This window comes from Mesorhizobium salmacidum (SeqCode) (assembly GCF_037179605.1).
GTDB lineage: Bacteria > Pseudomonadota > Alphaproteobacteria > Rhizobiales > Rhizobiaceae > Mesorhizobium > Mesorhizobium salmacidum.
This window is the reverse complement of sequence record NZ_JAPYKS010000008.1, coordinates 80,989-107,298: the sequence shown is the minus strand read 5'-3', so window position 1 is coordinate 107,298 and position 26,310 is coordinate 80,989. Positions and strand designations below refer to the sequence as shown.

At 64.1% G+C, this 26,310-nt stretch carries 24 protein-coding genes and 2 pseudogenes; 13 read left to right on the top strand and 13 right to left on the bottom strand.

The features are described from left to right. Window positions 1-36: 36 nt before the first annotated feature. From araD1 to O7A60_RS12985, 4 genes are read right to left on the bottom strand one after another with little or no spacing between them, the layout of a single operon-like run. A complete protein-coding gene (gene araD1, locus O7A60_RS13000) occupies window positions 37-1,035 on the bottom strand; it encodes an AraD1 family protein (protein ID WP_337106646.1) in 999 nt (332 codons plus the stop codon). 32 nt (window positions 1,036-1,067) lie between these two features. Beyond that, on the bottom strand, window positions 1,068-1,847 hold the full coding sequence (locus tag O7A60_RS12995; protein WP_337106645.1) for an SDR family NAD(P)-dependent oxidoreductase: 780 nt from the start codon (window positions 1,845-1,847) through the stop codon (window positions 1,068-1,070). Window positions 1,848-1,858: 11 nt separating this feature from the next. Beyond that, on the bottom strand, window positions 1,859-3,586 hold the full coding sequence (locus O7A60_RS12990; protein ID WP_337106644.1) for an IlvD/Edd family dehydratase: 1,728 nt from the start codon (window positions 3,584-3,586) through the stop codon (window positions 1,859-1,861). Continuing rightward, a complete protein-coding gene (locus O7A60_RS12985) occupies window positions 3,583-4,383 on the bottom strand; it encodes a FadR/GntR family transcriptional regulator (RefSeq protein WP_337106643.1) in 801 nt (266 codons plus the stop codon). Before O7A60_RS12985 ends, O7A60_RS12990 begins: the two co-directional genes overlap by 4 nt. A gap of 51 nt (window positions 4,384-4,434) precedes the next feature. On the opposite strand from O7A60_RS12985, the gene O7A60_RS12980 reads away from it, so the two are divergent. Continuing rightward, on the top strand, window positions 4,435-5,364 hold the full coding sequence (locus O7A60_RS12980; protein WP_337106642.1) for an aldose 1-epimerase: 930 nt from the start codon (window positions 4,435-4,437) through the stop codon (window positions 5,362-5,364). Window positions 5,365-5,438: 74 nt separating this feature from the next. On the opposite strand, the pseudogene O7A60_RS32145 reads toward O7A60_RS12980, so the two are convergent. Continuing rightward, a pseudogene (locus O7A60_RS32145) lies at window positions 5,439-5,575 on the bottom strand (pca operon transcription factor PcaQ); the annotation flags it as partial. A 55-nt stretch (window positions 5,576-5,630) separates the two neighbouring features. Between O7A60_RS32145 and pcaD the strand changes: the two are divergent. Next, window positions 5,631-6,443, top strand: a complete 813-nt coding sequence (pcaD, locus tag O7A60_RS12975) for a 3-oxoadipate enol-lactonase (RefSeq protein WP_337106641.1) — start codon at window positions 5,631-5,633, stop codon at window positions 6,441-6,443. A gap of 127 nt (window positions 6,444-6,570) precedes the next feature. Here the strand turns inward: pcaD and O7A60_RS12970 are convergent, their stop codons facing one another. From O7A60_RS12970 to O7A60_RS12960, 3 genes are read right to left on the bottom strand one after another with little or no spacing between them, the layout of a single operon-like run. Next, window positions 6,571-7,434, bottom strand: a complete 864-nt coding sequence (locus O7A60_RS12970; RefSeq protein WP_337106640.1) for a carbohydrate ABC transporter permease — start codon at window positions 7,432-7,434, stop codon at window positions 6,571-6,573. After that, on the bottom strand, window positions 7,431-8,321 hold the full coding sequence (locus O7A60_RS12965) for a carbohydrate ABC transporter permease (protein WP_337106639.1): 891 nt from the start codon (window positions 8,319-8,321) through the stop codon (window positions 7,431-7,433). The genes O7A60_RS12970 and O7A60_RS12965 overlap by 4 nt, the downstream gene beginning before the upstream one ends. A 30-nt stretch (window positions 8,322-8,351) precedes the next feature. Next, window positions 8,352-9,644 (bottom strand): ABC transporter substrate-binding protein, encoded by a 1,293-nt coding sequence (locus O7A60_RS12960; protein ID WP_337106637.1) that lies wholly within the window; start codon window positions 9,642-9,644, stop codon window positions 8,352-8,354. Window positions 9,645-9,968: 324 nt separating this feature from the next. On the opposite strand from O7A60_RS12960, the gene O7A60_RS12955 reads away from it, so the two are divergent. Genes O7A60_RS12955 through O7A60_RS12925 form a run of 7 tightly spaced genes read left to right on the top strand, consistent with a single transcriptional unit; the run spans window position 9,969 to window position 16,282 of the window. Continuing rightward, complete coding sequence (locus O7A60_RS12955) at window positions 9,969-11,240, top strand: extracellular solute-binding protein (RefSeq protein ID WP_337106636.1); 1,272 nt, start codon at window positions 9,969-9,971, stop codon at window positions 11,238-11,240. A 51-nt stretch (window positions 11,241-11,291) separates the two neighbouring features. After that, window positions 11,292-12,224: a carbohydrate ABC transporter permease gene (locus O7A60_RS12950; RefSeq protein WP_337106634.1), complete on the top strand. Its 933-nt coding sequence runs from the start codon at window positions 11,292-11,294 to the stop codon at window positions 12,222-12,224. Continuing rightward, window positions 12,221-13,075 (top strand): carbohydrate ABC transporter permease, encoded by an 855-nt coding sequence (locus O7A60_RS12945; protein ID WP_337106632.1) that lies wholly within the window; start codon window positions 12,221-12,223, stop codon window positions 13,073-13,075. The genes O7A60_RS12950 and O7A60_RS12945 overlap by 4 nt, the downstream gene beginning before the upstream one ends. Then, window positions 13,072-13,812 (top strand): PIG-L deacetylase family protein, encoded by a 741-nt coding sequence (locus O7A60_RS12940; protein WP_027145069.1) that lies wholly within the window; start codon window positions 13,072-13,074, stop codon window positions 13,810-13,812. Before O7A60_RS12945 ends, O7A60_RS12940 begins: the two co-directional genes overlap by 4 nt. Further along, window positions 13,809-14,684, top strand: coding sequence for an ROK family protein (locus tag O7A60_RS12935; protein ID WP_337106630.1), 876 nt, complete (start codon window positions 13,809-13,811; stop codon window positions 14,682-14,684). Before O7A60_RS12940 ends, O7A60_RS12935 begins: the two co-directional genes overlap by 4 nt. Next, window positions 14,681-15,451, top strand: a complete 771-nt coding sequence (locus O7A60_RS12930) for a GntR family transcriptional regulator (protein ID WP_140505665.1) — start codon at window positions 14,681-14,683, stop codon at window positions 15,449-15,451. Before O7A60_RS12935 ends, O7A60_RS12930 begins: the two co-directional genes overlap by 4 nt. Window positions 15,452-15,490: 39 nt before the next feature. Next, window positions 15,491-16,282 (top strand): sugar isomerase domain-containing protein, encoded by a 792-nt coding sequence (locus tag O7A60_RS12925; RefSeq protein ID WP_140714781.1) that lies wholly within the window; start codon window positions 15,491-15,493, stop codon window positions 16,280-16,282. A 200-nt stretch (window positions 16,283-16,482) separates the two neighbouring features. Here the strand turns inward: O7A60_RS12925 and O7A60_RS12920 are convergent, their stop codons facing one another. Continuing rightward, window positions 16,483-17,766, bottom strand: coding sequence for a D-tagatose-bisphosphate aldolase, class II, non-catalytic subunit (locus tag O7A60_RS12920; RefSeq protein ID WP_337106627.1), 1,284 nt, complete (start codon window positions 17,764-17,766; stop codon window positions 16,483-16,485). Next, window positions 17,763-18,716 carry a tagatose kinase gene (locus O7A60_RS12915; protein ID WP_337106626.1) on the bottom strand — a complete coding sequence of 318 codons (954 nt, stop codon included), beginning with the start codon at window positions 18,714-18,716 and terminating at the stop codon, window positions 17,763-17,765. The genes O7A60_RS12920 and O7A60_RS12915 overlap by 4 nt, the downstream gene beginning before the upstream one ends. Window positions 18,717-18,974: 258 nt before the next feature. Between O7A60_RS12915 and O7A60_RS12910 the strand changes: the two genes are divergently transcribed. Continuing rightward, a complete protein-coding gene (locus tag O7A60_RS12910; protein ID WP_337106625.1) occupies window positions 18,975-20,009 on the top strand; it encodes a LacI family DNA-binding transcriptional regulator in 1,035 nt (344 codons plus the stop codon). Between the two features lie 9 nt (window positions 20,010-20,018). Here O7A60_RS12910 and O7A60_RS12905 read toward each other — a convergent pair. From O7A60_RS12905 to O7A60_RS12895, 3 genes and pseudogenes are all read right to left on the bottom strand, one after another. Continuing rightward, a pseudogene (locus O7A60_RS12905) lies at window positions 20,019-20,926 on the bottom strand (alpha/beta hydrolase); the annotation flags it as partial. Between the two features lie 18 nt (window positions 20,927-20,944). Continuing rightward, window positions 20,945-22,093, bottom strand: a complete 1,149-nt coding sequence (locus tag O7A60_RS12900; RefSeq protein ID WP_337106624.1) for a Gfo/Idh/MocA family protein — start codon at window positions 22,091-22,093, stop codon at window positions 20,945-20,947. Window positions 22,094-22,350: 257 nt separating this feature from the next. Continuing rightward, entirely contained in the window at window positions 22,351-23,112 is a 762-nt protein-coding gene (locus tag O7A60_RS12895) for a DeoR/GlpR family DNA-binding transcription regulator (protein ID WP_027145059.1), read from the bottom strand. Between the two features lie 161 nt (window positions 23,113-23,273). Between O7A60_RS12895 and O7A60_RS12890 the strand changes: the two genes are divergently transcribed. The 3 genes from O7A60_RS12890 (at window position 23,274) to O7A60_RS12880 (ending at window position 26,254) form a co-directional block, all read left to right on the top strand. Beyond that, complete coding sequence (locus O7A60_RS12890) at window positions 23,274-24,074, top strand: class I fructose-bisphosphate aldolase (RefSeq protein ID WP_337106623.1); 801 nt, start codon at window positions 23,274-23,276, stop codon at window positions 24,072-24,074. A gap of 3 nt (window positions 24,075-24,077) precedes the next feature. Next, on the top strand, window positions 24,078-25,028 hold the full coding sequence (locus O7A60_RS12885) for a PfkB family carbohydrate kinase (RefSeq protein ID WP_337106622.1): 951 nt from the start codon (window positions 24,078-24,080) through the stop codon (window positions 25,026-25,028). Window positions 25,029-25,108: 80 nt separating this feature from the next. Further along, a complete protein-coding gene (locus O7A60_RS12880; protein ID WP_337106621.1) occupies window positions 25,109-26,254 on the top strand; it encodes an ABC transporter ATP-binding protein in 1,146 nt (381 codons plus the stop codon). Window positions 26,255-26,310: the final 56 nt, after the last annotated feature.

Genomic DNA, 26,310 nt, shown 5'->3' with positions numbered 1-26,310 from the left:
CGTTCTGGTGGACCGTAATTTCCGGGGCTGTCGCCGTCACAACCGGGTGACGGCGACCAGTCCCTCGTCCGGCACCGACACCATCCGGTTGCGCAGCGGCTTGCCGAATGCCTGTGCCTGGATTTCATATTCGTCGCCGGAAGCCGTCTTGATACCGGAGGCGTAGCTCATCACCGCCGCACCGAAGAAATAGGCGTGCAGGTCGCCCGCCCTGCGGTGCATCGGGTAGCGGAAATGGAAATGTTCGAGATTGGCGATCGAGTGCGACATGTGCGCTTCACCGGACAGGAACTCCTGTTCCCAGATGACGGTGCCATCGCGCAGAATGCGGGAATGGCCGCGCACTTCTTCGGGCAGGTCGCCGATCAAAAGCTCCGGGCCGATCGAGCAGGAGCGGAGTTTCGAGTGGGCGAGATAGAGGTAGTTCTCGGCCTCCGTCACATGGTCGGAATATTCATTGCCCAGCGCATAGCCGATGCGGTAGGGGCGGCCGTCCGGCCCATTGAGGTAGAGCCCGACGATCTCGGCCTCTTCTGCGCCAGCTTTCGCGAATGCGGGCATCGGCAGATCGGCGCCGGGCCGCACGACACAGGTGCCGACACCCTTGAAGAACCATTCGGGCTGAATTCCGATCTCGCCGGCACCGGGCTTGCCGCCCTCCAGACCCATGCGGAAGATCTTCAGCGAGTCCGATTCCTCGGCGTCCTCGCCGTGGGTCAGCACATGCATCTTGTCGCGCGCGGCGGCACTTCCGGTGTGGGTCAGGCCGGTGCCGGTGACCAGGAACCGCGCCGGTTCCGGATGGTCGACGGGAGCGAGCACGCGGCCATCGCGAAGCAATTCGCCATAATCGACCGTCGCAGTGCCCGTCCGCTTCTCGACCAGGGACGCGATGGACGCACCCTCGGCGATCGCCGCTTCGGCGAGTTCCAGCACGGTGCTGGTGTTGTCGAGTGGATGCAGGCGATTGCCGTCATCGGAGACGCGGCCGACCCGCCTGCCGCCATCGATCGTTGTGTACTGAACCAGACGCATGAAATACCCTTCTTCCCTTGAGACTGTACCGGTCACACCCAGCCCGCATCGACGATGAACTGCTGGCTCGTGCACATGCGGCTGTCGTCGGCGGCAAGGAACAGCGCCATGCGCGCGATATCGGAAGGCTGCAGCCGGTCGGGCAGGCACTGCCGCTCCGCGATCTGGCGTTCGCCGGCCGGGTTCAGCCACAGCCGCATCTGGCGCTCTGTCATGACCCAGCCAGGCACCATGCAATTGACGCGGATGCGCTCGGGGCCGAGTTCGCGGGCAAGCGCCCGCGTCATACCATAGACAGCGGCCTTCGCGGTGACATAGGCCGGACAATCGGGATCGCCGACCATCCAGGTGATGGAGCCGAAATTGATGATCGAGCCGCCGCCATGCGCGCTCATCTGCGGACGCACCGCCTGGGCCGCGAAGAACTGATGGCGCAGATTGACCGCCATGCGGTCATCCCAATATGCCACAGTCACATCCTTGGTCTGATGGCGGTCGTCATTACCGGCATTGTTGCACAGCGCCTGGATCGGGCCGTTGTGCCGCGCCGCCTGCGCGGTGGCGGCCTGCAGCTCTTCGACATTGCGCAGGTCGCAAGGAATGAACAGTGGGGCGGGATGTCCTTCGGTCGCGATCGCATCGACCAGACGCCGTGAAGGCTCCTGCGCCAGGTCGACGAAGGCGACGCGGCTGCCTTGGGCGCAGAAATGGCGCACCAGGCTCTCGCCGATGCCGCTGCCGCCCCCGGTTATGAACACGCTGCGGCCCTTGAGGCTGGGGTAGGTCGCGTAGCTGCCGATCTGATCCGTCATCACGCGCCTCTCTAATGGGAATGCCGGGGGATGCCGGCGTCGCGCCGACCGACGAGAAAGTCGAAATCGCAGCCCTTGTCGGCCTGCAGCACGCGCTCGACATAGAGGCTCTGGTAGCCACCCTGCGGCGGGGCCGGGGGCTTCCAGTCGCGGCGGCGGATCGCCAGTTCCTCATCCGAGACCAGCAGCTCCAGCCGGCGGCCGGCAACATCGAGCTCGATGAGATCGCCGTCGCGCACCAGCGCCAGCGTGCCGCCTGCCGCGGCCTCGGGCGCCACATGCAGCACCACCGTGCCGTAAGCCGTGCCGCTCATGCGCGCGTCCGAAATGCGCACCATGTCGGAGACGCCTTCCCTGAGCAGCTTGGCCGGCAGCGGCATGTTGCCGACCTCGGCCATCCCGGGATAACCGCGCGGCCCGCAATTCTTAAGCACCATCACCGAAGACGCATCGATATCCAGCTCCGGATCGTCGATGCGGGCGTAGTAATGCTCGATGTTCTCGAAGACGACGGCCTTGCCGCGATGCTGCATCAGCTCGGGCGTTGCCGCCGACGGCTTGATGACCGCCCCATTGGGCGCCAGATTGCCGCGCAGGATCGAGATGCCTCCTTCCTTGGTCAGCGGCTCGCTCAGCGGCCGGATGACTTCACGGTTGTAGTTTGGCGCGCCATCGATCAGTTCACCGATGGTCTTGGCGCTGACGGTCATGGCGTCGCGATGAAGAAGCCCCACTTCATCAAGCGACGCCATGACCGCAGCTAGCCCCCCGGCATAGTAGAAATCTTCCATCAGGAACCGGCCCGACGGCATCAGGTCGACGATGGTCGGAACGTCGCGGCCAAGGCGGTCCCAGTCATCGAGGCCGAGATCGACACCGACCCGGTTGGCGATGGCGATCAGATGCAGCACCGCATTGGTCGAGCCGCCGATCGCGCCGTTGACGCGGATGGCGTTTTCGAAGGCCTCCCTGGTCAATATCTGCGAAATCGTCACGTTCCGGCGGACGAGGTCGACGATCTGCCGTCCGGCCAGTTGGGCGAGCACGCCACGGCGCGAATCAACCGCCGGTATCGCCGCATTGTCCGGCATGCCGATGCCGAGCGCCTCCACCATGCTGGCCATCGTCGAGGCCGTACCCATCGTCATGCAGCTGCCCGCCGACCGGCTCTGGCCCTGCTCGGCCGCGAGGAAGTCGGAGATCGGCATGCGGCCGGCCTTGACCTCCTCGGCGAATTTCCAGACATGCGTCCCCGAGCCGATATCCTGTCCGCGGAACTTGCCGTTGAGCATCGGCCCACCAGAGACGGCGATGGTCGGCAGATTGCACGAGGCAGCTCCCATCAGCAGCGCCGGCGTGGTCTTGTCGCAGCCGACCAGCAGGATGACGCCGTCAATCGGATTGCCACGGATGGATTCCTCGACATCCATGCTGGCCAGGTTGCGGAACAGCATGGCCGTGGGGCGCATGTTGCTTTCGCCCAGCGACATCACGGGGAACTCCAGCGGCAGGCCGCCGGCTTCATAGACACCACGCTTGACGTGATCGGCCAGCGCCCGCAGGTGGGCATTGCACGGGGTCAGTTCCGACCAGGTGTTGCAGATGCCGATCACCGGGCGGCCGTCGAAAGCATCTGCCGGGATGCCCTGGTTCTTCATCCAGCTGCGATGCATGAAGGCGTTCTTGCCTTGACCGCCGAACCAGGCTTCGGACCGCAGTTTGCGCTTGGTCTCGGTCACGATTGCAGGCCCCGATCGTTGCGGCGTTTGTTGCGGTTCTCGACGCTGCGGCGCACGTCATCCTCGGCATTGTCGATGAGCACCAGCAGCGCCTTTTGCGCGCCCGCGGCGTCGCCGACGGCGATCTTCTCGGCCACTTCCCGGTGCAGCGGCAAGGAGTGGCGCTGGCCCTCAGGATTGTCGTTGGAGAGGCGAAAGCTCATTACCAATGCGGTCTCGACCAGCGCCGCCAGCGAGCCGATCAGCTCGTTGCCGGTCATGCGCAGAATGGTCTGGTGGAACAGAAGGTCAGGCTTGGCGAAGCGGTCGCCGTCGTCGCTGACGGCTTCCATTTCGGTGAGCGCGGCATGGATCTCGGCGACCTGCACCGGCGTGGCGCGCTGGGCGGCAAGGGCCGCCGACATCGGCTCGATGGCGCGGCGCAATTCGAACAGTGCCCGGACATCGTCGGCGCTGACACCGCCAGCATAGCGCCATGACAGGACGTCGGGATCGAGGAAATTCCAGTCCGCGCGCGGACGCACCCGTGTGCCGGTCTTCGGCCGCGATTCCACCAGCCCCTTGCCGGCCAGCACCTTGATCGCCTCGCGCAGCACCGTGCGGCTGACCCCCAGCATCTCGCTGGAATCATCGGCATTCGGCAGGGCTTCGCCGGGCAGGAAATCGCCTTGCACGATGCGCAAGCCGATCTGCTCGACCACCGTCGCGTGCAGCGCGGTGGAACCGCTGGAAACCGCCACGGCAACCCGTGACGTGCGCGCAGTGCTGAATGATTTTCTATTCTTCATACTATTCATATGATATGTCTATAGCCATGGCGGTTGGAGTCAAGGGATTGGGGAGTGCCGATGACAAAGAAATCCGCAGCCGTTGCCGCGCAACGCACGGAGCTGGTCTCGATCACTGACGGCATCGCGACGGTCGAAATTGCTTCGGCAGCCGGCGGAGCGCTGGCGTCGTATCGGTGGTGGCAAAATGGTTCAGCCGTGGATTGGCTACGCCCGGCCGATCCAGCGGCGATCGGCCGTCGCGATGCCGGCGCCATGGCTTGCTTTCCGCTTGTGCCCTATTCCAACCGGATCAGGGGTGGCCGCTTCGAATTCGCGGGGCGCCCCATTCGACTCCCGACGGGTCCGGACGATCCACATCATGAGCACGGCCATGGCTGGCGTCACCCGTGGACGGTCGTGAGCCATGAAGCGAGCATGGTCGTCCTGCGCTATCGCCACGCCGCCGATTCCTGGCCATGGAGCTATGAAGCCGAGCAGAAGATCTCTCTGGCAGGCGGCAGGCTTTGCATGACCATTGCGGTGCGCAACCTGTCGGACACGCCGATGCCGGTCGGCTTCGGCCTCCATCCCTACTTTCCGGCGACACCGTGGACGCATGTCCAGGCCGGGGTATCAGGCATGTGGGAAACCGATACGGAGGTCCTGCCCATCCGGCATGTCCCGCCGCCTGCAGGCGCCGATCCATCCATCGGCTTTGACGTATCGGAAGTGGACTTCGACACGGTCTTCACCGGATGGGCGCGCCACGCCCGGATTTCCTGGCCCGAACGTGGACGGCTGCTGGATATCGAGGCGGAGGCGCCGCTCGATTTCCTCGTCCTCTACACCCCGCCCGGCGAGCCGTTCTTTTGCGCCGAGCCGGTCAGCAACATCACCGATGTCTTCAACCGGATGGACCACGAGGATGTCAGCACCGGCTGCATCGTGCTGGCGCCCGGCCAAAGGCGATCCGCCAGCGTTCGCTTCACGCCGTCATTGGCGGTTTGATCTTCCTTGTCAGCCGCAAGACGACGCCGGAGCCCTTGATGCCGCCAAATGGCATCCGTGCTTCATCTCCGACCGCCGCTCGCGATCTCGTTGGCGACCTCGCCGGCTGAAATGATCACACCGCATTGCTCTGCCGCATGAAGGCGCGGCCGAATGGTTCCGAGACCGTCTCGATCTCGGTGGCCGGCGCGGTCATGCCGTTGGTGCAAAATATCATTTTGCCGAACCAGATGCCTTGTGCAATGTGGACATGGAGGATCGAAATCGTGCCATTCGTCACCCTTGGCGGCATCACGCTGCATCACCGGTATGTCGAGGCGAACGGCAGGACGCCACCGCTGGTCTTCATCAATTCGCTGGGCACCGACTTCCGCATCTGGGACGAGGTCGTTGCGCTTCTGGCCGGCGAGGTGCCTCTGCTCGTCTATGACAAGCGTGGTCACGGTCTTTCCGACAATGGCACCGGCGTACGCTCGATTGACGACCATGCCGACGATCTGAGCGCCCTCATCGACCATTTCGGTTTCAACGGGGTTGTCCTAGTCGGCCTGTCGGTTGGCGGCATGGTCGCGCAACGCCTCTACGCCCGCCGGCCCGAGATCGTCCACGCCCTGGTCCTCAGCGATACGGCCCACAAGATCGGCACTGCCGAGAGCTGGAACAGCCGCATTGCGACCATCGAGCGCGACGGCATCGAGGCGATCGCCGATGGCGTGATGAAAGTGTGGTTCACGCCGGATTTCCATGCCGGGCGCGCAGCCGATCTTGCCGGCTGCCGCAACATGCTGATCAGACAGGCACTGCCCGGCTATATCGGAACCTGCATGGCGGTCCGCGATGCCGACTTCACCGGCGCGGCGCGCCGCACCGCCGTGCCGACGCTCTGCATCGTCGGCGACCAGGATGGCTCGACGCCTCCCGATCTCGTCCGCTCGCTGGCCGGCCTGATCCCCGGCGCGCGTTTCGAGATCATCCGCGACGCCGGACATATTCCTTGCGTCGAACAACCTGAAGCGCTCACCGCCTTGATCCGCGACTTTGTCGCCTCGCTTCCCAAGGGAAAGCCCGCTCATGGATGATGTCTCCGAAAGCCACAAGCGATAGCGCGAGCGTTCCATCATCGCGTGGGCGGAAAACTATGTCGGCGCGCCTCATTAGAGCCTGTTCTTCCGAAAAACGATATCCGGCTTCGGGATCATGCTTTAGCTAACCCTTGATCGCCGAGCCGACGATGGAATCGACGAAGAAGCGCTGCAGGAAGACGAACAGGATGAGCGGCGGCAGCACGGCCAGTGTCGCGCCGGCCATCACCAGTCCGGTGTTGACAGCACCCCGGTTGTAGCTCAACAGCCGGCTCAGGCTGATGACGATCGGATAGGCGTCGGCATTGCCCTGCAGCACGGTCAGCGGCCACAGATAGCTGTTCCAGTGATAGACGAAGGCGAAGAGTGCCAGTGCCGCGATGGCCGGCGCCACGCTCGGCGCCACGATCTTGAACAGGATCAGCAGCTCCGAGGCGCCGTCCATGCGCGCGGCGTCGATCAGATCGTCGGGCACGCCTGCAACGAACTGGCGCATCAGGAAGATGCCGAAGGCATTGGCGAGGTTGGGCACGATGATGCCGGCGAGGCTGGCATTGAGGCCGATCGATCCGACGAGGCGGTAGAGCGGGATCAGGGTCACGATCGGCGGCAGGAACATTGTGGCGATCAGCACCGAAAACAAAAGCGAGCGGCCGGGGAAGTGGTATTTGGCGAATGCGTAGCCGGCCATCATGCTGGTGACCAGGATGCCCGCCGTGGTGGTCGAGGCGATGACCAGGGAGTTCCACATCGAGCGGCCGACATTGACCACGCCGGAAACCTTTTCATAGGCATCGAGGCTCGGCTTATGCGGGATCCAGACCGGCGGCACCTGCATGCTCTCGGCCGGGGTTTTCAGGCTGGACAGCACCATCCACACCAGCGGGAAGGCGGATGCGACGGCGACGAGCAGCATCAGTGTCGCCAGCAGCGCCTTGCGGCCGGAGGGGCGTCTGCGCGCAAACCAGCTCGACGATCCCGCGCTCATTCCTGATCCTTCCGGTTGGCGAGTGCGAAGAGTGCGCAGACGACGACGATCAGCGACAGCATCAGCATGACAGCCATGGCCGAGCCCAGCCCGCCCTGCGCGCGTTCAATGCCGACGCGGCGGATGTGATAGGTCAAGACATTGGTCGAGCCGACTGGCCCGCCCTGCGTGATCAGGGCCACAGGCTCGAACACCTGCACGGCGTTGATGATGGCGATGACGGCGCTGAACAGAAGCGTGCGCCGCATCAGCGGCAAGGTGATGAAGCGGAATTGTTCGAAGCGGTTGGCGCCGTCGAGCTTCGCCGCCTCATAGAGGCTGCCTGGGATCTGCGTCAGGCCGGCGATCGCCAGCACGGTGAAATAACCGACCTGCTGCCAGACGTTGAGGAAGACGATCGAGATCAGCGCCGAACGCGGCGACGACAAGAAGGGTTGCGGTCCGACACCGACCAGGCCAAGCATCTGGTTGAGCGGTCCTTCGCTCGGCGAATAGAGCTTCGACCAGACCAGCGCCACCGCGATCATCGGCACCATATAGGTGGAGAACAGCACGGTCCGCAGCGCCGTGCCGCCGGCGACATCGTGCTGGTAGACCATCAGGCCGAAGGTCACAGAGAGCGGCAGGATCAGGACGACGGACAGAGCGGTATAGATCGCGGTGTTGGTCAGCGCGCCCTTGAAGTCGCGTCCGACCGAGGTCGGCCCGAAGATCTCGCGGAAATTGTCGAGGCCGATGAAGCTCGCGCTGGAAAATGGCGTCTGCGTCGACCAGTCCTGGAAGGACAGCCAGACGGTGAGCAGCATCGGCAACAGGATGAAGATGCCGATCAGCGTCACGGCGGGCGTAAGCATGATGCCCGCTGAGGCACGATACCTCTGGATCATTATGGTCTGATCATTACTTGGCTCTGATTACTACTTGGCGGCGCGTTCCAGGATCGAAGTGGCATCGGCCTGCGCCGTCGCCTGCGCATCCTTGGCCGAGACCTGGCCATACTGCAACGCCTCGATCGTCTGCTGGAGGGATTCCGAGAATTCCTGTCCGCCCGGCACCACCGGGAAGGGTTTTGCATCGGCGAGCACGCTGACATAGCCGGACAGGAATTCCGAGCCGAGCTTGTCCTTGTGCGCTTCGATGTCGGAGGTGCGCGACGGCAGGATGCCCATCGACATCAAGATATCGGACATCGCCGAAGCGCCGCTCTTGCCGGATTTCGGATTGTTGAGCCAGGCGAGGAATTCCCATGCTGCCTTCTGCTCGGCCTGGCCCGCATTGGCGTTGACCACGGTCATCCAGGAATAGGAGATCGAATGTGGCTTATCGCCGCTCGGGCCGACCGGGATAGGTGCCGTGGCGATGTCGGTGAACTTGTCGCCCATGCCGGTCTTCAGCGCGCTCTCCCACCAGTTGGCCATGATGATCATGCCGGTCTTGCCGGAGACGAAATTGTCGAGGAACGGACCTGTCGTGTTGGCGTCGGCCGTCGCCATGCCCGGCACGCTGGCGCCAGACTTGACGAGGTCTTCATAGAGCTGGAACGTCTCGCCGGACTGCTTGCTGTCCAGCACCGGCTTGCCGTCCTTGACCAGCTCGCCGCCATTGGAAACCAGCAGCGAGGCGAAGGGATGGACGACGCCGCCCGCCCAGGAATTGATCATTCCGAACCCCTGCTGGCCGGCATCCTTGTTGGTCAGCTTTTTCGCCGCATCCCTGAACTCGTCCCAGGTCTTTGGTGGAGTGGCGATGCCTGCCTGCTTGAACAGCGCCTTGTTGTAGTTCAGCGCATAGACGTCGATTTCATTGGGAATTCCGTAGAGCTTGCCGTCGACCGAAGCGGCACTGACGACGCCCGCCGGCCAGGCGCCCCTGACTTCGCTCGCCACCGCGTCAGGGGCGGGCGCGACGAGCTTGTCGCGGGCGAGTTCCGGCAGCCAGAGATCGTAGATACCGCCGATCGTCGGGCCGTCCGCGCTACCGCCTTGGGAGCGAAGCGTGGTCAGGAGATCGCCAAACGGAACGGCGCGCACGGTGACGCTGACATCCGGATTGGTCTTGGCATAGTCCTTGGCCGCCGCGTCCAGCAGCGCCACCGTCTCGGGCGACCAGTGCGTCAGGTAGGAGATGTTGACCGATTGTGCCCAGCCGCTGGCCGGCAGGATGGCAAGGCCCGCGGCCAGCGCCAGTTTCGACGTCCAGGCAAACGACATCCTCATCCTCCATTTGAGCATAGCGATCACGATGACGTTATGACAACATGAAGCAGGGGCGCAAGGCCCTGTTTACGAAAAAGCCGCTTTCAGAATCGACGCGGGGTCTTCTTGTGCTCTTTGATATTAAATTTTACCTTTTAAAAACAGCAAGTTGAGAAGATTTTCTGGATCGGGAACTCGACGGTTCTGCCCTGAAGGGAAAATGACACCTCTTGCTACCAATGCTATGTCGTTATAATGACATGGGCCGAGCGAATGACTCTCTTGCGGCATCGAAGCGCCGCGAGACGCCAAGGACAGGGAAAAACGGGAGAACTGGCAATGAGCATGCTTTCAATTCACCGGCGCGCCGCGCTTGGGCTGATCGGCGGCCTTGCCGCCGCTTGCGCGGGTACCTTCATCACCCCGCCGGCGTGGGCCGACAGCACGGTGACCCTGTGGAGTTGGCGCACCGAGGACGAGGCCGCGATGCGTCGCATTTTCGATGCCTTCGAGGCCAAGAACCCCGGCATCAAGGTCGACATTCAGTTCACGCCGGACGCCGATTACCAGAACCGGCTGAGCACCGCGCTGCGCGGTGGTCGCGGGCCCGATATCGCCCAGCTGAAGGCCTATGGCGAGTTGCAGCCCTTCGTCGATGCCGGCTATCTCGACGCGCTCGACGACAGCGTGACGGAATTGAAGAACATGCCGGATGCCGCCCTTGGCGGCGCGCGCGGCCGCGCCGACGGCAAGCTCTACGGCGTGCCTTATTCGGTGCCGATGATGGGCGTGTTCTACAATCAGGATATCTTTGCCGCGCAAGGCATCGAGATCCCCAAGACCTACAAGGATTTCGTCGCCGCCTGCGGCAAGCTGAAGGCGGCCGGCATTACCCCGATCGCAACCGGCGGCGCCAATGGCTCCGCTTGGGAGCTGGAGATCGGCGTCGGCGTCATTGGCCCGACCGTCTACGGCCCTGGTTTTTACGACGAGATGATGACCGGCAAGGCGACCTTCGACGATCCGCGCTATGTCGCGGCGCTGAAGCGCTTCGCCGAGCTGAAGCCCTATTTCCCGAACGGCTTCGCCGGCATCGACTACACCACGGCCACGCAGCAGTTCATCGGCGGCAAGGCGGCGATGTTCCTCGGTGGGTCCTTTGAGAACGGCAGCTTCAAGGCGCAGAACCCGAAGCTGAAATTCTCGATCTTCCCGTTCCCAGCCGACGATGCCGGGGCAAAGCTCTACACGTCGGCCTTCTCGGACGGCTCCTATGGTCTCGTCTCCGAGAGTCAAAACAAGGAGGCCGCGACCAAGGTGCTGGGCTTCATGGCTTCGGCCGAATTCGCGCAGATGTTCGCCGATGAGCTCGGCTGGCCGCCGGCCCGCACCGACGTCACCGTGAAGGATCCGGTGCTGGCGCAGATGATGGAAATGTCGAAGAACTCGACCCCCTATCTGACGCTGGTCGGCTTCCGCTGGCAATCGCCGACGGCGTCCTCTGTGTTGCAGTCGGAGATCATCGACATGGTCGAGGGCAACATCGCGCCGGAGAAGCTGGCCGCCGATATGCAGGCCGCCGTCGCCACCTGGTTCAAGCCGAAGCAGTGAGGAGCCAGGCCGGTCGCATCGCGGCCGGCCTCTCGCCGGACAGAACAACGCATGACCAATTTTCACCGCCCAAGCAGCCTGAAACGCACGCAGCAGCGCATGGCCGTGCTTTTCATCCTGCCGGCGCTGGCCGTCTACACGCTCTTCGTCCTCTATCCGCTGGCGATGTCGCTGTGGGGCAGCTTCTTCATCTGGAAGGGCCTGCGCATGGTCGAATTCGCCGGCCTGTCGAATTTTTCGCGCCTGTTTGTCTTTCCCAGCGGTGCGCGGCTCTATGGCGCGCTGTGGCACAACACCGCCTGGTTCTTCGGCATCATGCTCTTCCAGAATGGCATCGGCCTTTTATTCGCCTGGCTGCTGTTCCTGCGCGACAGGGGAGCGGCCTTCTTCCAGTCGGTGTTTTTCTTTCCGGCGGTTCTGAGCCCCGTCATCGTCGGGGCGCTGTGGCGCCTGCTTCTGGCGCCGGGCGGCGTCGTCGAATGGGCGCTGAACGGGCTCGGCCTCCATCAGGGCAGCCTCACCGTGCTCGGCAACAGCCACACCGCGCTTGGAATGCTGATCGCCGTCGACGCCTGGAACTGGATGGGCCTGCCGGTGCTGATCTACACGGCGGGCCTGCGGCAGATTTCCGGCCAGATCTTCGAGGCGGCGAAGCTCGACGGCGCCGGCAATGCGCGCATGCTGTTTTCCGTCGCGCTGCCGCTTTTGATGCCGGCGCTCGGCACGCTGACGACGCTGTCGTTCATCAACACCTTCAACCAGTTCGACATCGTCTATGTGATGCAAGGCGTGCAGGGCAATCCGAGCTATTCGACCGACACGCTGGTGACCTATTTCTATCGGCTGGCCTTCGGCGCCGAGGGCGCTGTCGGTATCACCGATATCGGTCTGGCGCTGGCCTTGGGCACCGTGCTGTTCCTGATCCTCAGCATCGGCACGCTGCTGATGCTGCGCTTCTTCGATCGCCGCACGGTGCAGCTATGAGCGCGCCGGCGATCCCGTACAGGACGTTTCCGCCAAGACTGGCGCGGCTGCCGGGCTGGACCGTGCTGGCTATTTGGACGGCGGCGGTTCTGCTGCCGCTCTACATTCTCGTCGTCTCCTGCTTCAAGACCACGGCTGAAATCTACGACAACCGGCTCGGCCTGCCGCAAAGCTGGGCTTTCGACAATTTCGTCCGGGCGTGGACGCGCGCCGATCTCGGCCACAATTTCATCAACAGCCTGATCGTCACCGCCGGCGCGGTCATTCTCACCATCGTCGTCTCGGCGATGGCTGCCTATCCGCTCAGCCGCTACAAGCTCGGCTGGAACGCCATCATGCTCGGCCTGTTCCTGTCGGGCATCATGCTGCCGATCAGATTGGCCTCTGTCGAGCTGTTCACCTTGATGCGCAACCTCGGCCTGTTGGACTCCCTGACGGGCCTGATCCTCGTCTATTCGGCGATCCGCATTCCCTTCGCCGTCTTCATCTTCGCCAACTTCATGCGCGTGCTGCCCTCCGAACTCGATGAGGCGGCGCGCATGGACGGCGCCGGCGAGGTCCGCATCCTGTTCCAGATCCTCCTGCCGATGGTGAAGCCGGCGGTCTCGATCGTCGCCATCTTCACGGCGATCGCCGTGTGGAACGACTTCTTCTTCCCGCTGATCTTCATTTTCGACGACCGCTACAAGACTGTGCCGCTGGCGATCAGCGTCTTCGTCGGCCAGTTCCGCACCGACTGGGGCCTGGTGTTCGCCTCGCTGGCGATCTCCATGGCGCCCATCCTGATCATGTATTGTCTGCTTGCCCGCCAGATTCGCGAAGGCGTCGGTGCCGGGGGAGGCATGAAATGATCGAGGACAGGATTTACGCCGCAAGCTCCATCCTGGTTGTCGGCGCGCACGCCTTCGATGCCGAGGTGATCGCCGGGCCGCTGGCCGCCGCCGCCGTCAAGCGCGGTGCCACGGTGACCTTCCTGCACCTGACCATGGGCGAGCAGGGGCATCCCTGTCTCATCCCCGCACATTATTGCGTGCAGAAGGAAGAGGAAGCGGGCAGGGCGGCGGAGCGGCTCGGTGTTAAGGTACGCAGCCTTGGCCTGCGCGACGCCTTCCTGCCGTCGGACGACGAGACGGCGCTCGAAGTATGCGACATCATTCGCGAACTCAAACCAGAGATCGTCATTACCCATTGGCACGGCAGCTGGCACAAGGACCATCGCGCCGCCGCGCATCTGACGCAGACCGGCATCTTCTACGCCGCCCTGCCGACCGTCGCCAGCGACCACGCGGCGCACACGCCCCAACTGCTCCTGTTCGGCGAGAACTGGGAGGACGATGACGGTTTTCGGCCCGAGCATCTCGTCGATGTCAGCGACGGCTTCGAGGCCTGGAGCGAGGCGGTCGAGGAATACGAGCTGGCGCGGGGCCTCAGCAGCTTTCCCTATGTCGATTACTATAGCGCGCTCTACCGGCTGCGCGGCTGCCTGCGCGGTACGCGTTACGCACAAGGCTTCGCGGCGGCGTCGCATTCGTGGAATGCCGGCAGCGGCCTGTTCGCGCCGCCGTTCGGCAAAGGGCCTGGCCGATGACGCGGGTTCTGGCCATCGATCTCGGCGGCACCAATCTGCGCGCCGCCGTCTTCACTGGCGACATCGGTGCGCTGGACATGCCGAGCCGCGAGCCGGCGCCGGCCAGTCTTGATGCGTTCGTCGCCCGCGTCCAGGCCCTGCGGGCCGAGGCTGGGGCGATCGAGGCGTTCGGCATCGCGGTGCCCGGGCTCGTCGAAGGTGCCGTCTGCCGCTGGATCCCGAACCTGCCGTTTCTCGACGGTGTCGACATCCAGGCCTTGTTTCCAGACCTGCTCGTGGCGCTCGGCAACGACGCGCAGATCGCGCTGCTGGCGGAAGTCGTCGAGGGCGCGGCCAAGGGCATGTCGGATGCGATCCTGCTCGCCATCGGCACCGGCATCGGCTCGGCGGTGCTGGCCAACGGCCGCATCGTTGCCGGCGCGCATGGCGGCGCGTGTTCGTTCGGCTGGGCCTGCGCCGACATCAAGGATCATGGCGAGGAGCGCAGTGGCTGGCTGGAGCGCGTCGCCTCGGGCCGGGCACTCGATGCGCTTGCCGCCCAGATTGGCCTCGCCGATGGCCGCCAGCTGATCGCCGCCGCCCAAGGCGGGGAACTCGCCGCGCAGACCTTGCTGGAAGTGCCGGCGCGGCGGCTCGGCACCGCGCTTGCCGGCGCTGTGGCGCTGCTCGATCCGCAGGCGGTTCTGATTTCGGGAGGACTGGCCGAGGCGCTGGACGTGATCCGACCACCGCTGCTTGCCGCACTGCGGCGCCAGTTGCCGTCGCATCTGCGTGGCATAGAGGTTCGGTCCGGCCGGTTCGGCCCGGGCGCCGGCCTTATCGGCGCGGCATTGGCTGGTCGCGCGGGGAAAGAGTGGAGACAGGTGCGATGAGCCAAGCGAGTTTTCAGCAGCCGGACCGCAGACGGCCGGAGCCGCTCTGGTATCAGGTCGAGGAGGCGATCCGCGCCATCGTCAAGAGCGGCGAATGGGCGACCGGCGACCAGATCCCGGCCGAAGACCGGCTGTGTGCCCTGTTCGGTGTCAGCCGCATCACTTTGCGCCACGCCCTGCGCAATCTGGAGGAAGGCGGACTGCTCAGGCGCGAGCATGGCCGCGGCACCTTCGTGCGCTCCACCACGCTGGTGGCCGGCACGCGCGAGCTGACCAGCTTCACTCAGGAAATGGGCAATATGGGTGTGGTCGCCGGCTCGCGCCTGCTTGACTGCGGCCTGACATCAGCCAATGCGGCTGCCGCCGGCGCGCTGGAGATCGAGGAGGGCGATCCGGTGGTGCGCATCCGGCGTCTCAGGTTGGGCAACAGCGAGCCGATCGGCATCCAGACGGCGCAGCTTTCGGCCGCGCGCGTGCCGGGCTTCCTCGACGCCGGCCTGCTGCAGGGTTCGCTCTACGAGGCGCTGGAGCGTCACTACGGCATTGTGCCGGCGGCCGCGCGGGAAAATTACCGCGTCGGCGCGGTTGGGGCGGCGGATGCCGAACTGCTCGACCTGCCCGCCGGCAGCCCCGCCTTCATCGTCGAGCGCATCACCACCGACGAGCGCGGCCCGTTCGAATTCACCGTCTCCATCATGCGCGGCGACCGCTACGAAATCCGCTCGACGCTGCGCGCCGGGCGCGTCCCGTCCAATCCGCGAAGCTGATCCACCCTCCCAAGCAGATCTTTAAACAGGAGTACCCACGTGTCCGATCTCTACATCCACCGTCTCGCCGCTCTCATCGACAAGGCAGCGAAAACCAATGAAGAGGCCTTCGGCCAGGCCGCCAGCCGCTTTGCCGACTCGTTGGAAGGCGGCGGGCTGGTCCATCTCTACGGTTCGGGCCATTCGGTGCTGCCTGTGCAGGAAGTGTTCCCGCGTTACGGCAGCTATGTCGGCTTCAATCCGCTGACCGACCCGCGCGTTATGTGGCACAACGTGCTCGGCGCCGGCGGGGTGCGCGAGCTTCTGTGGCTGGAGCGAACTGAAAAGTATGCCGAGAAATTCCTCGACCACCAGCCGCTCAACAAGGGCGATTCGATAATCATCTTTGGCCACAGCGGCCGCAATTCGTCCGGCATCGACACCGCTCTCTATGCCAGGAAGCGCGGCATCTTCGTCGTCGCGGTGACCAGCAAGAACAATCTCGACAAGCCGGCGACGCATTCCTCCGGCAAGCGGCTGGCCGACGCGGCGGATCTCGTCATCGACACCTGCTCGCCGATCGAGGACGCCATCGTACCGGTCGAAGGTTGGAGCCGTCCGGTGTCGGGCTCATCGACGGTGCTCGCCATGATCCTGGCGCATGAGTTGATCGCGCGCACGGCCGAGCAACTCGCCAAGCGCGGCATCGAACTGCCGGTCTTCGCCTCGCCGACGATCGCCGGCGTGACGTTGCACGATACCGACGTCATCTACGGTGTCTACCGCGAACGCATGCTGGAAGCGCAGAAGAAACACCTGCCGACCTTCCAGGCGACGATGCGCGGCGAATAATGTTGCGGCCGGGGAGGCGCTGCCGGCGCCTTCCCGGTGGACTACCGTCCCAGCAGATTGCGCTCGACGGTTTTCAGTGCGCCAGCATGGCCTGATCGATCACCGTTTCGCGCCCGACTGGGCCCACTACACCACGCCGGAAAAGCTGGCGCCGCGCCACGGGTGCCCTGGTTCTGATGCGACGGACATAACTGTCGGGATCAGCCTGTTGCGCTGGCATAGATGTCGAGAACATCCGTCACGACTGCGATGAGGAGTTCCCTGGCCTTTGGCGCGACGGAGCCGCTCGCCACCGCGCCGTCGAGACGGCCGAGATACTGGCTGATCAGGGGTGAGGGGATGTCGCGCTCGCCCAGCGCCTGCATCAGCGCGTTCACGGCCTGCCGCGCCGCCTGCGCGGGCCAGTAGTAGCGGATACGGTCGCTGTAGGAGAAATGTCGCTCGATCCGCTGCTCGGCCTCGGAGCCGTGATGGTAATTCTTCCAGTTGTCGGGCGCTGCCAGCATGACGCGCTCCATCGCCGCCGGCAGGTTTTCCCGAGCCGGGTCGGGAGCAAGAATGTCAGCGATGTGGCTCAAACCGTAGAGCGCTTCGCGCAGCGCGAAGGTCAGCCATGGCCCGACCTTGAGGATGGCAAAACCGTCATCGACCAAAGCGCTCAGCGCGGCGACCGGCTGGTAGTCGGTCGAGTGGGCCTCGAAGACGAATTGCGGCAGGTCTCGCAGCGTGCCGGCGAGCGCCCGGGCGCGTTCCGGCCGGTAGGCGATCACCTCGGCATTGCCGAATTCGACGCCCGGCTGCACGACGACGCCGATCGCCCGCGAGAAGGCCTGGTCGAGGCCGCGCTGGCTGAAGGCATCGCGGTGGATGCGCACCGTCTCGCGGGCCGCCTCCGGTGTCGTCACCGCCAGATGGTCCATCGCTTCCAGGGCGCCGCCCGGCACCGGCACTTCAGTGCCGATGACATAGACAGGCCTGGCGCCGCCTGTTCGTTCAATTGCGGCCTCCGCCACCTCGGCCAGTTCGGCGGCGCGCGCGGCGATCGTGGCGTCGGGCGGTGCCGCGCCTTCGCCGGCGCAGCCCATGCTGGCGTCGAGGTGGATCTTGGTGAAGCCGGCCTCGGCATAGGCATCCACCATGTGCGATGCCTTCTCCATGGCCACAAGTGCCGGCAGGTGCTTCCAGGGATTGGGGCCGAGATGATCGCCGCCGAGCACCAGCCTGTCCAGGGGAAAGCCGGCCTTGCCGGCGATGGCCTCGACGAAGCGGCGGAAATCGCCTGGTGTCATGCCGGTATAGCCGCCTTCGTGGTTGACCTGGTTGCAGGTGGCCTCGATCAGGACGTCGGCGTTGCGCGCCTTGCCGTGGCGCAGCGCCGCTTCGATGACCAGCGGATGGGCCGAGCAGATCGAGGCGATGCCACAGCGTTCGCCGGCCGCATGGCGCGACACTATGGCGGCCAGCCTGTCGGTCGCCTGGCTCATGCCGGTGCTCCGGTCCTGCTGGTCGCGATGAATGCCTCGACCTCGGCCAGCGAGGCGATGCCTTCCATCGGTCCCTTCTTCGTCACCGCCAGTGCGCCGCAGCCATTGGCGATCTCGAGCGCTCTCTTGGGTCCCTCTCCACGCAGCCAGAAGGAGACGAAGGCTGCCGCAAAACAGTCTCCGGCGCCGGTCGGGTCGATTTCGTCGACAACGAATCCGGGTGAAGCGATACGCCCTGACCGGTCGTAGTGAACGGCGCCCTGCGCGCCCTTCTTGACGACCACGGTGGAGATGCCGCGGTCCAGCATTTCGCGCGCCGCGCCCTCCTCGTCGGTTGCCTCGGCGAAGGTGAAGAGTTCCGGCCCGCTCGGCAGGAACACATCGGTCTTCGACAGCACGAAATGCAAGGCGTCGCGCATGCCCGGCAGATCGAGCATCTCCTTGCGGATGTTGGGGTCGAAGGAGACCGTGCCGCCGCGCCTCTTGACGGCTTCGATCCCGTTGCGGGCAACCTCGATCACTTCGGGCGAGAACAGCGATGTGCCCATGACGTGAAAATGGTCGGCGCCGGCCAGCAGCGCGCGCGCTTCCGCGCCCATCTCGATCAGCCCGGCGGCGCTCTGCTTGATGTTGTAGACGAAGTGCCGGCTGCCATCGGTCTCATAGGTGATGAAGGCGGTTCCGGTCGCAGCACCCTGATGGACGGTGATGGCGGAGATGTCGGCGCCGTCGGCGCGCAGGCGCTCGATGTTCAAATGGCCGAAATCGTCGTCGCCCACCGCCGCGATCAGTCCGGCCGGCTGGCCGAGCCGAGCCGCCTGATCGATAAAGATGGCGGGAGCGCCTGACGGAAACGGACCGACCAGCGGGCCGGGAGCGCGAAAACTCTGGCCGATCCGCTCGGCCATGATCTCGACCAGGATCTCGCCGGCGCAAACCAGTTTCTTCATGTCCTCACCATCTGCCGGACCGACGGCGTCCGTTGCTGTGCGCTATCCGCATGTCCGTGCGGGTTCAAAACCTAAGTTGCCATTTTTAAAGCGTCAATAAATAATTTGACGTGCGCAATGCTTTTGCGTTGTAGTGGAAACATGGAAATTTGACTGAATAAGTTCGGTCAAGCAATGCTGCCTCAGCGCAATGGTCGCAAGACTGATTCTGGCCGGTGCGCGAAGGCTGGCATTGAGGGCAAGGAGCCTGAAATATCGATGGCGGAAAAGACGCACCGGACAATGGATGATTTCGCCAGGGCGTCCGGCGTGTCCCGGCCGACCCTGTCGAAGTACTTTGACGATCCGGCCAGCGTGAAGCCGGCGACACGGGCGCGCATCGAGGCGGCGCTTCGTTCGTCCGACTACCAGCCGAATGTTTTTGCCCGCAATCTCAATCGCAAGCGTACCCGCAATGTCGGCATCGTCGTGCCGGCGATCACAGATCCGTTCTACGCGGAGATGGTCAGCCGCATCGAACTGCGCTGCCGCGACGAAGGGTTTTGGCCGATCGTCATCTCCTCGCACGGTTCGCCGAAGCTGGAGGCCGAATCGGTCAGGACGCTGATGTCGCTGAAGGTCGCCGGCGCCATCGTCGCGCCCTTGGGATTGGTCTCCGAGCCCGGCGTCTTCGAGCGGATGAGCGAGGACATCCCGATCGTCTATTTCGACACCTATATCGAAGGCGACACGCCGTTCGTCGGCAATGACAACCACCAGAGCACCTCGACGATCGTGGATTATCTCTGCCGGTCCGGCGAACCGCCGGTCTATGTCGACATCCCGCACGTCAACCACAATTCGAGCGAACGGCTGCAGAGCTATATCGACACGATGCACGCCGCCGGCCTGGAGCCCACCGTTCTCAAGGCGGCGGGCGACTATAGCTGGGACTTCGAGCGCATCGGTCACGAATGGATGGACAGGACGCTCGAGAAAGGCGGCCTGCCGGCCCGCACGCTGCTCTGCGCCAATGACCGTCTCGCCTTCGGCGTGATGTCGGCTGCCTTTTCGCGCGGGCTGAAGATCGGCCGCCGCGCCGATTGTGATTTCCGTGTCGCCGCTCACGACGATCATCCGCTGAGCCGCTACACCTGTCCCGCGCTGACCACCATGGCGCAGGACTTCGCCGCCATGGCTGGCCGCAGCGTCGAGATCCTGCTGGCGCTTCTGGACGAGGCTGACCCGCCCGGCCAGGATCTGGCGCGCAACGTCAAGCTTGGCGCGACCCTGGTGATGCGTCAGTCGGCCTGAACACCCGTCTGCCTCGCTCACCGCTTGCCGCGCGGCCAGTATATACCGACCCATCGAGACGAAGCCATGGATCTGACCCGGCCAGTGTCGCAGCACCAGCGGCACTCCGTCGGTGCGCAGGCGCTCGGCAAAGGCCGTGCCTTCGTCGGCAAGGATGTCGTGGCCGGCGATCACGACGAAGGCCGGCGGTGCGCCGGCAACGCTGGAGGCCAGCAGCGGCGATACGCGCCAATCCGCGATGTCGTCCGGCGTTCGCACATAATGGTCGCGGAACCAGGCCATGGTGGCGGCGGTGAGCCCGAAGCCGTCGCCGAAACGCCGGTAGCTGTCCGCCGTCTGGCGGGCATCGGTGTTGGGATAGATCAGGATCTGGGCGGCAAGCGGTGGCGCCAGCCCGTCGCGGGCAAGCAACGCCAGAACGGCGGCAAGGTTGCCGCCGGCGCTGTCGCCGGCAACCGTAATGCGGGCCGGGTCGATGCCGAGTTCGCCAGCGTTCCGGCCATGAAGCGGAGCGCCGCCGCGCAATCCTCCAGCCCGGCGGGAAACTTGTGCTCCGGCGCCAGCCTGTAGTCGGGGCAGACGACCACGGCGTTGCCGAGATTGGCCAGCCAGCGGCAGATTTCGTCATGCGAATCGAGATTGCCGATGACCCAGCCGCCGCCGTGCAGGTAAAGCACGGCGCGCGCCCCGGTCCGCGGCGCGCCGATACCGCGATGGATGCGGATCGCGACCGGGCCGTTCGGCCCGTCGATCTGCTGCTGTCCGGTTGCCGCGACCGGCTCGTGCTCGCCCTGCTGGGTTGGGAACGAAGCGATATAGGCGGCCCGTGCTGCCGCCACGCTGCCATTCTCGAACGGTTCGCCGCCGGCGGCACGTCCGCTTTCGAGGGCACGCAATGCATCCGGATCGAGTGTCATCGTCATCTCCGCTGCGGGTCAGGCGAGCAGGCCGCGTGCCTCGTCTTCGCTGAGCAGGGCCGGTTGGACGACGTCACCTGTGATCGCAACCGAGCTTTTCGTCTCGCCCGAATGCAGGATCGCTTCCATGATCTCGAGCACATGCAGGGCCAGATTGCCGGAAGCGCGGGGTGTGGCGCCGGTCCGCAGCGAGCGTACCAGATCGGCGACGCCGAGCATGCGGTAATTGGCGCGGTCGGGCGCCGCGTAAGGCCAGTTGCGGTCACCATAGAGTTCGCCTTCGCTGGCGAAATCCTTCCACTCAGCGCCGCGTTCGGACAGCGACACGGTGCCGCCGAACGTGTCCGGGTCGGGCAGGCGCAGTGAGCCCTCGGTGCCGTGCAGTTCGATCGGATGGTTGGAATGCCTGAAGACGTCCCATGATGCGCCGAAGGTGACGGTCGCGCCGGAGCGAAATTCGAGCAGCGACAGCACATTGGTCGGCGTGCCGACCTTGAATTTGGTATTCTTGAACCGCCCTTCGGCCGATATCAGCCGTTCCTCCTGGCCCTTGGTCGCCATCGCCATGACGCGGGCGACCGGCCCGAGCAGATTGACCAACATGGTGAGATAGTAGGGTCCCATGTCGAATACGGGGCCGCCGCCAGGCTGATAGTAGAACTGCGGGTTGGGATGCCAGTGTTCCATGCCGCGTCCCATCATGAAGGCGGTGCCGGTGACCGGGCGGCCGATGGCGCCTTCGTCCATCAGGCGGCGCGCTTTGCGTCCGGCCGCACCAAGGAAGGTATCGGGAGCCGAGCCGAGCAGCAGGCCACGCTTGGCCGCCTCGGTCACCAGCCGGCGCCCGTCGCAGGCCGAGATTGCCAGCGGCTTTTCGGTGAAGACATGCTTTCCCGCCGAAAGGGCGGAGAACGAAATGTCGAAATGCGCCGCCGGAATGGTGAGGTTGAGGACGAGGTCGATCTCGGGGTCGGCCAGCAGCGCATCGACGGCGAGTGCCCGAATGCCGTATTCCTTGGCCCGTAACGCCGCCATCTCGGCCGAAATATCGGCGCAGGCGCGCAATTCGATGCCGCCGAAAAGCGCGGCGTTGCGCAGGTAAGTCATCGAGATGTTGCCGCATCCGATGACGCCTATGCCGAGTCTGGCCTGTGATTTTGCCTGCATTTTCTGTCTTACCCTCCCAATACGGTCCCGCTACCCGATCCGTCGCAATGGTGCCGGATCGCTTTCAAAATCGTTATACAACATTTTAAATATTGACGCGCGTAAAATTTTTATAGAACATGCGGAAATGGCTGGCGACATCGGGAGGCTGCCAGCCTTGGGAGAAGAAAATGACAGACAGGAAAAAACGGCTGGCGGCCGATGCGAATCCGTGGGTCAACGGGTCTTTGGGTTGCGGCCAGGAGACCGCAACGGGTTCAGGCATAGATCACCTTGGCCCCGATTTTATCCAGCTGGCCGCGTATTGGACCGGGCAGGGCATCGTCGGTGATCACCACATGGACGCTCGACAGCGAAAATGCCTTGGAGGTCCCGCTGACGCCCCATTTGCTCGAATCCGCAAGGAGGACAACGCGCCGGGCCATGCGCACCAGGTTTCGCTTCGTTCGCGCCATGTCTTCGTTCACGTCGACCACATCCAGTGACGAGTCGATCGCATGCGCGCCAACAAAGACCTGATGCGCCACCAAGCCGCCAAGAGCCGTGTCGGCATCGGTAATCAGCGTGCTCACCGTGTCTGGATAGACCCGGCCACCGATCATGTGGACGTCGAGCCCGGGCCGATGCATCAGATGCTGCACGATATTCATCGCCGTGGCCGCGACCACGACGTTGTTGAGCGGCGGTAACTGCATGGCAACCTGCATCAATGTCGAGCCGCCGTCGAAGATGACCGATTGGTTGTCCTCGAACAGCTCTACCGCTGCCCGGGCGATGCGTTTCTTCGCATCGAGGTTCGTTTGCATCCGCCTGGCGAACGCGGCTGTGGTCGAATCCGTGGTCCGGGTCACGGCCCCTCCACGGGTCTTGGTCAGTAGTCCCTTGTGGTCCAGTATCTCGAGGTCGGAACGCACCGTGACTTCCGACACGCCAAAATCGTCGGACAAGTCTTTTGTGCGAACCTGTCCGCTGCGTTGCACCTCGCTCAGGATCGATTGGCGTCTCTGCTCTGACAACATTGCCCTGTCCTCGCCTCCATGCACCGAGCAATCGCCCTGGCCTCGGCTCACCTTACCAAAAATACGCAAATTCGAAAGCTTTCGAAAGATTGCATTTATCGTTTCTTTCGCAAACACTGTTTCAGGATTTTGAAACCAACCGATTGGGACATTTTGCACTCATGAGCCTAGGAACCAAAGTGCGCCTTGCGCGCCTCTTCTCGCATCCATCGGGAAACCTTTTTGGCGGCGCGGTCGACCACTTTGTCGGCTATGGCGACGTGCGCAAAGGAGGTCTTGCCGATCTGCCGGGCGCGCTTGCTCGCGTCATGGTGGGCAAACCCGACTACGTCAGCATCCAGCCTGGCACCGCGCGCCACCTGTGGCCGCAATACGCGGGCAAGGCTTCCCTGGTGATCCAGGCCGGCTGCTTCACCCCGGACGATCGCATCAGTGAGCTGATTGCAACGCCCGAGGATGCGGTGCGCGCTGGCGCCGATGCGTTGGCCGTGGCCATTCCGGTACGCGGCGCGACCGAGGGCAAATACATACGCTGGCTGACCGATTCGGTGAATGCGGCGGCCCGCTACGGCATGCCGGTAGTCGCGCATATCTACCCTCGCGATTTCACCGACGGCGCAAAAATCGTCTTCACCCCCGACGAGATCGCCTATGCGGCGCGCATCGGCTACGAGTCCGGCGTCGACGTGATCAAGATCGGCTACACGGGGGATTTCGAGTCGTTCCGAGAGACCGTTCGGACCTGCCCGGTGCCGGTTGTGATCGCGGGTGGCCCGAAGACCGATACACTGCTCGGCGCCCTTCTGCAGACGGCGGACGCCATCCGTGCCGGCGCGCGCGGTGCCGTGGTGGGTCGCAATCTCTGGGGGCATGGCGATCCGGAGAAGGCAGCGATTGCCTTTCGGGGCGTCATTCATGACGGCCTTTCGGCGCAAGACGCCCTGGCGAAGGCAGGTGCCTGAACGATGCCCACCGTCCCTTCAATCCTCGGCTTCGGAGCTATTGCGATCGACGACATCGTTTATGTCGATCAGCCGTTGTCGGCGGGCAAGGGGAAGGTTCTGCAAAGCGCCCGAGCTTTCGGTGGAAACGTCGCGACGGCCCTTGCCGCCGTCGCGCGGCTCGGCGGAACCGTCGGGTTCATCGGATGGCTGGGCAGTGCCGCGGACGACGCCGTGCTGTGCGATCTCGTTGCGAGCGGCGTTGAAACTGCATTCGCGCCGCGCCACCCGCACGCACGCCCGGTGCGCTCGCGGATCACCGTCGGCTCGGATGGGGAGCGGTTCATCGCCTATGACGACGAAGCGATGCTGGGCACCGCGCCGGACTTTCCGGACGAGGTCCTCAGCCGCGCGACAGTCCTGATCGTCGATAGTTACGCGATCCGGTCGCTGGATGTCGTGGTTCGGGCTCGCGATCTCGGCCTTGCGATCCTCGGCGATATCGAATGGAGCAGCGGCCCAGCCACCGAGAGATTGATCGCGCTGTGCGACCATCTTATTCTTCCCCTCGGCTTTGCGCGGGCTGCCACGGGGTGCCGATCGCCCGCCGAGATTCTCGATGCCTTGTGGTTGCCGTCGCGATCCGCCGTGGTTCTGACGGATGGCGGCAGGGGCGTCTATTATCGCGGACGCGACGAGACAGGGCTCTGGCACCTGCCTCCGCATCGGGTCGCCGTCATCGATTCGACCGGCGCCGGTGACTGCTTTCATGGCGCCTATGCCCTTGCATTGGAGCGCGGGGCCGACACCGCGCGCCGGGTCGCATTCGCGGCCGCGGCGGCGGCCCTTTCGATAACGGGGCGAGGCGGGCGCGAGGCGCTTCCGACCGACGGCCAGGTCATGGAATTCCTGGCATCGACGAATGCGCCGTCGGCAGTCGAACTGAAATATGCGCAGCTCGATACTGGAGCCTGAACTATCGCAGTATTTCGCAGGTGAACATAAGTCGAGGAGAATTATAGAAAGCGGTGGATTAGACTTGTGGAGGGAGGAAGATGGCAGAAGTCATTCTTGAGAATATCTGCAAAACCTACGGGAACAATTTCAACGCGATCGACCACTTGAACCTATCGGTCGAGGACGGTGAGTTTTTGATTCTCGTCGGGCCATCCGGCTGCGGCAAATCCACCGCGTTGCGGATGATCGCGGGATTGGAGGACATCACCAGCGGCAGCCTTCGGATCGGCGGGATCGACGTCGTCGACATGCCGCCCAAGGACCGCGACATCGCGATGGTCTTCCAGAGCTACGCGCTCTACCCGCATATGACCGTGTTCGAGAACATCGGCTTTTCGATGCGGCTGGCAGGCAAGCCGAAGGCCGAGCGCAAGAAGCGCGTGGACGAGATCGCCAAAACCCTTCAATTGACGTCGCTGCTGGACAGCAAACCCGCGAACCTTTCAGGCGGACAGCGTCAACGGGTTGCCATGGGTCGCGCCATGGTGCGAGAGCCGGCCGCCTTTCTCATGGACGAACCTCTTTCCAATCTGGACGCGAAACTGCGTGTTCAGATGCGCGCTGAAATCACCAGCCTGCAAAAGCAGCTCGGCGTCACGACCATATACGTGACCCACGACCAAACCGAAGCGATGACGATGGGGGACAGGGTCGCGGTGTTGAAGGGCGGCGTGCTGCAGCAGGTCGACACCCCCAAGAGACTCTATGAATCGCCGGTGAACGCCTTCGTTGCCGGCTTCATCGGTTCTCCTTCGATGAACCTTTTCGAGGCGACCCTGACGGGCGACGACCTGATTTCCGGCACCTTCGCCGTCCGGCTGCAGGATGAGGCCTTCATCCGCAGGCCGGGCTTGAGATCGTATGCAGGACGCAAGGTCGTGTTCGGGATCCGACCGGAGCATCTCTATGACAGCAGCCTCGAATCCGGACGCAAGTATCAGACGATACCGGCAAAGGTGACCTCGATCGAAGAGCTCGGATCCGAGCACATCGTCCATCTGAACATCGATGCGGTCAGGGTGGACTCCGGCGACCCGGACGCGGTGGAGGATTTCGGCCGGGCGTCGAACGCGGTGGCGAAATTCGAACCGGTCAGCGCAGTCCGCTCCGGCTCGGAAATCCAGTTGGCCATGGATGACGTCAAGCTGCATTTCTTCGATCCCGAGACGCATCTGGCGATCTGAAGATCCGTGGCAACGCCCGCAGGCGAGGGCAGGCGTCTGCGTAAGAAGACTTCTGA